At 62.1% G+C, this 6,186-nt stretch carries 9 protein-coding genes and 1 pseudogene; all 10 read left to right on the forward strand.

What is annotated here, in order from left to right:
* On the forward strand, window positions 1-236 hold a 236-nt coding region (locus tag VMA74_RS12740), incomplete at its 5' end, for a DUF3293 domain-containing protein (RefSeq protein WP_325367497.1).
* A 21-nt stretch (window positions 237-257) separates the two neighbouring features.
* Window positions 258-893, forward strand: coding sequence for a cytochrome c biogenesis heme-transporting ATPase CcmA (ccmA, locus tag VMA74_RS12745; protein WP_325367499.1), 636 nt, complete (start codon window positions 258-260; stop codon window positions 891-893).
* Window positions 856-1,581 (forward strand): heme exporter protein CcmB, encoded by a 726-nt coding sequence (ccmB, locus tag VMA74_RS12750; protein ID WP_414649609.1) that lies wholly within the window; start codon window positions 856-858, stop codon window positions 1,579-1,581. The genes ccmA and ccmB overlap by 38 nt, the downstream gene beginning before the upstream one ends.
* Before the next feature lies 1 nt (window position 1,582).
* Window positions 1,583-2,341, forward strand: coding sequence for a heme ABC transporter permease (locus VMA74_RS12755; protein ID WP_325367501.1), 759 nt, complete (start codon window positions 1,583-1,585; stop codon window positions 2,339-2,341).
* On the forward strand, window positions 2,338-2,550 hold the full coding sequence (gene ccmD / locus VMA74_RS12760) for a heme exporter protein CcmD (RefSeq protein ID WP_325367503.1): 213 nt from the start codon (window positions 2,338-2,340) through the stop codon (window positions 2,548-2,550). The genes VMA74_RS12755 and ccmD overlap by 4 nt, the downstream gene beginning before the upstream one ends.
* 25 nt (window positions 2,551-2,575) lie before the next feature.
* On the forward strand, window positions 2,576-3,046 hold the full coding sequence (ccmE, locus tag VMA74_RS12765) for a cytochrome c maturation protein CcmE (RefSeq protein WP_325367505.1): 471 nt from the start codon (window positions 2,576-2,578) through the stop codon (window positions 3,044-3,046).
* Window positions 3,043-5,016, forward strand: coding sequence for a heme lyase CcmF/NrfE family subunit (locus VMA74_RS12770; protein ID WP_325367507.1), 1,974 nt, complete (start codon window positions 3,043-3,045; stop codon window positions 5,014-5,016). Before ccmE ends, VMA74_RS12770 begins: the two co-directional genes overlap by 4 nt.
* Window positions 5,013-5,555: a DsbE family thiol:disulfide interchange protein gene (locus VMA74_RS12775; RefSeq protein WP_325367509.1), complete on the forward strand. Its 543-nt coding sequence runs from the start codon at window positions 5,013-5,015 to the stop codon at window positions 5,553-5,555. The genes VMA74_RS12770 and VMA74_RS12775 overlap by 4 nt, the downstream gene beginning before the upstream one ends.
* On the forward strand, window positions 5,552-5,998 hold the full coding sequence (locus VMA74_RS12780) for a cytochrome c-type biogenesis protein (RefSeq protein ID WP_325367511.1): 447 nt from the start codon (window positions 5,552-5,554) through the stop codon (window positions 5,996-5,998). Before VMA74_RS12775 ends, VMA74_RS12780 begins: the two co-directional genes overlap by 4 nt.
* A pseudogene (locus VMA74_RS12785) lies at window positions 5,995-6,186 on the forward strand (hypothetical protein); the annotation flags it as partial. The gene VMA74_RS12780 and the pseudogene VMA74_RS12785, both read left to right, overlap by 4 nt.

The raw sequence follows: 6,186 nt of genomic DNA on the forward strand, positions 1-6,186 counted from the left end.
AACATGCTTTGCTTGTCGCGTTGCGCAAGCTACCGGTACCGATGGTCGTTAGGCCTGCCATCGGCGTAGGCCAGGGTTGGCGCGAACCCAGTTTTTTCGTGGTCGGGCCGACGCTCGCCGAGACCGACGCACTGGCGCAGCAATTCCAGCAAAAAGCCTATGTTCATGGGCTTGGCAATGGCTATGCGCGCCTGCGGTTGTGCAGCGATAGTCCGCCGCATGGACAAGCCGGTTAAGCATTACTCACAATGCCGGCGATGACCGATACCCCACCCACCGCCACCTTGCTCGAAGCCCGTGCCCTGGGCTTCCACCGTCAGGACGAATCCGTCTTCGGTCCGCTGGATTTTCGCCTTGCCACGGGCGAGCTGATGCTGATCGAAGGCGACAACGGCAGCGGCAAAACCACCTTGATGCGCATCCTCACCGGTTTGTTGCGTCCAGAGGAAGGCGAACTGCTTTGGCGCGGCGAACCGCTGACCTGGGATCGTTGCAGCGGCGAAGTGGTTTTCCTCGGCCACCAGCTCGGCCTGAAGGCAGAGTTGAGCCCGCGCGAAAACCTGCGCTTCACCATCGGCTTGCACGGCCACCGCAACCACAGCCATATCGATGAGGCACTCACGCGAGTCGGTTTGACCGGATACGAAGATGAGCCCGTACGCAAACTCTCCGCAGGCCAAAAGAAACGCGTGGCGCTGGCGCGCTTGTTGTTGATTCCCGCAACGTTGTGGCTGCTGGATGAACCCTACGCCAACCTGGATCGCTCCGGCATCGAACTGGTCGACGCCCTGCTCGAGGCCCATATCGCGCATGGCGGCGCCGCGTTGGTTACCAGCCATGGCGCCGTGCAATTCCATGGCGGCGAGCCGCAGCGGGTTCGCCTGCATGACTGATCTGCGCCGCCCCGGTTTGATGCACGCATGTGCGGCCGTCCTGCATCGGGATCTGACATTGGCGTGGCGCCAGCGCGGCGACATGGTGTTGCCGGTGCTGTATGCGCTCATCGTTACGTCGCTGTTTCCGTTCGCGCTCGGCCCGGAGAGCGCCTTGCTGCGGCGAATCGCCGCTGGGGCGGTGCTGGTCACGGTGCTGCTGGCCATGTTGTTGGCGTTGGATGCCATGTTCCGCAGCGACATCGAAGATGGCTCGCTGGAACAACTGATGCTCGCGCCGCAGCCGCTGGCGCTGATGCTGGGGATGAAGATTCTCGCGCACTGGCTTGCGACGGCGCTGCCGTTGATCGTGGTCGCCCCGTTGCTCGCCGGCATGTTGCACCTGCCCGCTTCGGTCATGCCCGTCCTGCTGCTGGCACTGTTGCTCGCCACACCCCTGCTCAGCCTGCTGGGCGGCATCCTGGTGGCGCTGACGGCGGGCACGCGGCGCTCTGGTATGCTCCTGGCACTGATGCTGCTGCCGCTATGCGTGCCGGTGGTGATCTTCGCCGCCGGGGCGCTGGCAGCCGCCCAGGAGGGGCTGCCCTGGATCGCTCCCATCGCATGGTTGGGTGCGGCGCTCGTCCTGGCCGTGGTGCTGGCTCCGCTGGCTTGCGCGGCTGCACTTCGCATTGCGCTGGATTCGTAGCATGGCCAACTGGATTCCTCTGTGGTTGCACAAGCTCAGTTCGCCGCCGGTGTTCTACCGTTTTGCCGGCGCGGTGCGGCCGTGGGCCATCGCGCTGGCCTTGGTGCTCGGCATCGTCGCGCTATACGGCGGCCTGGTATTGGCGCCGCCCGATTACCAGCAAGGCGATGATTACCGCATCATCTTCATCCACGTGCCGTGCGCCTGGATGAGCCTTTTCATCTATGCGGTGATGGGCATTTCGGCGTTCATGGCGCTGGTGTGGCGCATCAAGCTGGCCGAAGTGGTCGCGATGGCGTCCGCACCGATCGGCGCTGCGTTTACGTTCATCACGCTGGTCACCGGCTCGCTTTGGGGCGAACGCATGTGGGGCACCTGGTGGACGTGGGATGCGCGCCTCACGTCCGAGTTGGTGCTGCTGTTTTTGTATCTGGGCGTGATCGCCTTGTATCACTCGTTCGAAGATCGCCGGCAAGGTGCACGCACCGCCGGATTTCTCGCGTTGATCGGCATCGTCAACGTGCCTATCGTGCATTTCTCGGTGGTGTGGTGGAACACCTTGCACCAAGGTTCCACCATCCGACTGCTCGGGCCGTCCACCATGGCGCCGTCGATGATCTGGCCGCTGCTCACCATGATGGCCGCCACCAAGCTTTATTACATCGCCAGTTTATGCGGCCGTACGCGTGCCGATCTGCTAGCGCTGGAAAGCGGCAAAGATTGGGTACGCCAGATTGCCGAGCGTGAGGCACGAGCATGAATGCCTCTTCGCTCTCATCCTTTCTCGCCATGGGCGGTTATGCCGCCTATGTATGGCCTGCTTATGGCGTGTTTTTTGTCGTGCTTCTGATCGATTGGCTGGCGCCGCAATTACGTCGCCGCCGTCTGCTGCGCGAACTGCGCGCGCGCATCGCTCGGCAGGATGCGCGCAAAGAACGCGGCAACCGAACTTCCGCGGCCTCGACCTGAGTCGGGCCGAACATCGCGAGTCACTATGAATCCAACGCGCCAACGCCGCCTCACTATTGTCATTGCCGTACTGGTTGCCGTCATCGTCGCGTCGGCCTTGGTGGTATACGCGCTGCAGCAGAACATGAATTACCTGTTTACGCCCAGCCAGGTGCAAGCAGGCGATGCGACCGGCTACAAGACCTTCCGTCTCGGCGGCATGGTGAAAGCCGGCTCGATCCAGCGCAGCAACGATTCGCTGAAAGTCACCTTTACGGTGGTCGATGCCAGCGGCGTCATGCCGGTGGAATACAACGGCATTCTTCCGGACCTGTTCCGCGAAAACCAATCGGTGATCGCCACCGGCCACATGGATGGCGCGCGCTTCGTCGCCACCGAAGTGCTTGCCAAGCATGACGAAACCTACATGCCCAAAGAGCTGAAGGACGCGATGGCCAAGGCACACGCCGGCAAGCGCATCGACGAGGCCGCCAACCAGGACAAACAGCAGCTATGACGCCCGAACTCGGTCAACTCGCGCTTATCCTCGCGTTAATGCTCGCGGTCGCGCAAAGCGTGCTGCCGCTGATCGGCGCGTGGCGCGGCCATCGTGCGTTGATGGCCGTTGCGCGCCCGGCCGCGACCGGACAGGCGGTGTTTGTAGCGCTCGCCTTCGCGATACTGGTATGGGCGTTTGTGCACTTCGACTTTTCCGTGCAGTACGTGGCGGCCAATTCCAACCTGCAATTGCCCTGGTACTACCGCATCGCCGCCGTGTGGGGCGCGCACGAAGGTTCGATGCTGCTGTGGGTGCTCATCCTCAACGTGTGGACGGTTGCGCTGGCGCTGTTCAGTCGTCAATTGCCGGAGGTGTTTCTCTCACGCGTGATTGCCGTGCTCGGCATTATCTCGGTGGGATTTCTTTGCTTCATCCTGTTTACCTCCAATCCGTTTGGCCGTTTGCTGCCGATGCCGCCGGACGGCGCGGACCTCAATCCCGTGCTGCAAGATCCCGGCATGACCTTCCATCCGCCCGTGCTGTACATGGGTTATGTGGGGTTTTCCGTAGCATTTGCGTTCTCCATCGCCGCCTTGCTCGGTGGTTCCATGGAGCAGGCATGGGTGCGCTGGGCGCGACCGTGGACCAATGCGGCATGGGGTTTTCTTTCGTGCGGCATTGTCGCTGGCAGCTGGTGGGCTTACGCGGAGCTCGGCTGGGGTGGATGGTGGTTCTGGGATCCGGTGGAGAACGCCAGCTTTATGCCATGGCTGGTCGGCGTGGCGCTTATCCACGCGCAAGCCGTCACGGAGAAGCGCGGTTCGTTGCGCGCATGGACGATTCTGTTGTCGTTGTTCGCATTCTCGCTGTCATTGTTGGGCACGTTCTTGGTGCGCTCGGGCATTCTCACGTCGGTGCACGCGTTTGCATCCGATCCTCGCCGAGGCACGTTTATTTTGTGCTTCCTGGCCGTTGTCGTGGGCGGATCGCTGCTGTTGTACGCCTTGCGTGCGCCGAAGGTAGCCGGCGGCAAAGCGTTCGCGCTGGTCTCGCGCGAAAGCGCGATTCTGATCGGCAACCTGATGTTTACCGTCGCGGCGGCAATGGTGTTGTTGGGCACGCTGTTCCCGCTGCTGGGGGATGCCTTTAATTTGGGCAAAATCTCCGTGGGACCACCCTATTTCGGCTTGCTGTTTCCGCTCTTGATGTTGCCGGTGGTGGTGCTGCTGCCGTTTGGGCCGTACTTGCGCTGGGGCAAGAGCGACACGCCGATGCTCAAGCAAGTGCTGGTGCGTGCCGGCGTTGCCGCACTCGCTTGCGCCGTCGTCTCGATGGTTTTCGTACAAGGCCAGCTCAAGGCGATTGCCGGCGTCGCCAGCGCCGTGTGGGTAGGTGTCGGCGTCGTGTTGTATCTCGTCAAGCGCTGGCGCGAGATGCCGCGCGGGCGGCGTTATCCGGCCGAAATGGCCGGCATGTTGCTGGCGCACCTCGGCGTTGCGGTTTTTCTAATTGGCGTATTGCTTTCGGAGTCGCTCAGCGTCACGCGCGATGTGCGTCTGTCGCCAGGCCAGGTGGCCGTCGTGGGCGGTTATGAATTTCGCTTCGACGGTGTTACGCAGGCGCAGGGCCCCAACTGGGTGGCCGAGCAAGGCGTGGTGACGGTAACGCACAACGGCTCGCCGGTTGCGGTGATGCATCCGCAGAAGCGTACGTATTCGCACGAGCAAGTGCAGACGCAATCCTCCATCGATCCGGGCATCTCGCGCGACCTGTATGTCGCGCTGGGCGAGCCGATGGATCCCCAGCATGTGGAAGGTGCCTGGGCGCTTCGCCTTTACACCAAGCCCTTCGTCCGCTGGATTTGGGGCGGCGGGCTGTTCATGATGCTCGGCGGATTTGTCAGCGCGGGTGACCGTCGTTTCCGCGTCAAGCGCGAAGCGGAACAAGCACAGACGGTTTCCAGCACGCTGCAGGAATCGCGCGCATGACCCGGCTGGTACCCTTTTTCGGTTTCGCGCTGCTGGCGGTCCTGCTTGGCTTCGGCATCTGGTGGAACAGCGCGCACGATCCGACGGCCGTGCCGTCGCCGTTGATCAACAAACCGGCACCCGCCTATGTGCTGCCCAAGCTCGACGACCCTGCCCGCATGGTGAGCAAGGAATCGATGCTCGGCAAGCCATACCTGGTGAATGTCTTCGCAAGTTGGTGCTTCGCGTGCGGCGAAGAACATCCCGTGCTGATGGCCGAGTCCAAGAGCTTCGGCATCCCGGTGATCGGCTACGACTACAAAGACGACCCCAACGACGCCAAAACCTGGTTGACCCAACACGGCAACCCTTACGACACGGTGATCGCCGATCAATCGGGCCATACCGCCATCGACTTTGGCGTATATGGCGCACCGGAAACCTTCCTGATCGACGGCAAGGGCGTGATTCGATACAAGCGCATTGGACCGCTGACACCGGATGTGATCGAACAACAACTCAAACCCGCGATCGAAGCGCTACAGAAGGAGGCGCCATGACGGGCCGCTTTGTGCGTATCGCCGCGCTCGTTGCGCTGATCGCATTGGGCAGCGCCGCGTTCGCTCAGGCGATCGATCCGCTGCCGTTCCGCGACCATGCCGAAGAACTGCGCTTTCAGCACCTTACCAGCCAATTGCGTTGCTTGGTTTGCCAGGACGAAGACCTTGCCGACTCCAACGCCGACTTTGCGCGCGATATACGCCACAAAGTGTTCGAACTGATGCAGCAAGGCAAAAGCGACGCGCAGATCAAACAATACCTGGTGGATCGCTACTCCGATTTCGTGCTCTACGATCCGCCCGTCAACGGTCGCACCTGGTTGCTGTGGTTCGGGCCGCTACTGATCCTTATCGCCGGTGGTGTCGTCGTGGTGAACACCATACGCAAGCGCGGCCGCGCCGGAACGCCCACCGCACCGACCGACAATGGGGACGATTGGTGAAATCGCTTTTCTATATCGCCGCCGCAGCGATGGTCGCTGTGGCGCTGGCATTGCTGCTGTTTCCTTTGTTGCGGCATGGCCGCCGATCGGGTCGCTCGCCGGGCGTGTTTGCGCTCATGCTGGTTATCGCCTTGGTCGTTCCGATCGGCACGGTGTTGCTTTACTGGAAAATCGGCACGCCGTCCACG

Origin of the sequence: Dyella sp., from assembly GCF_035508675.1 — a bacterium.
In the GTDB taxonomy this organism is placed as follows: domain Bacteria; phylum Pseudomonadota; class Gammaproteobacteria; order Xanthomonadales; family Rhodanobacteraceae; genus Dyella_B.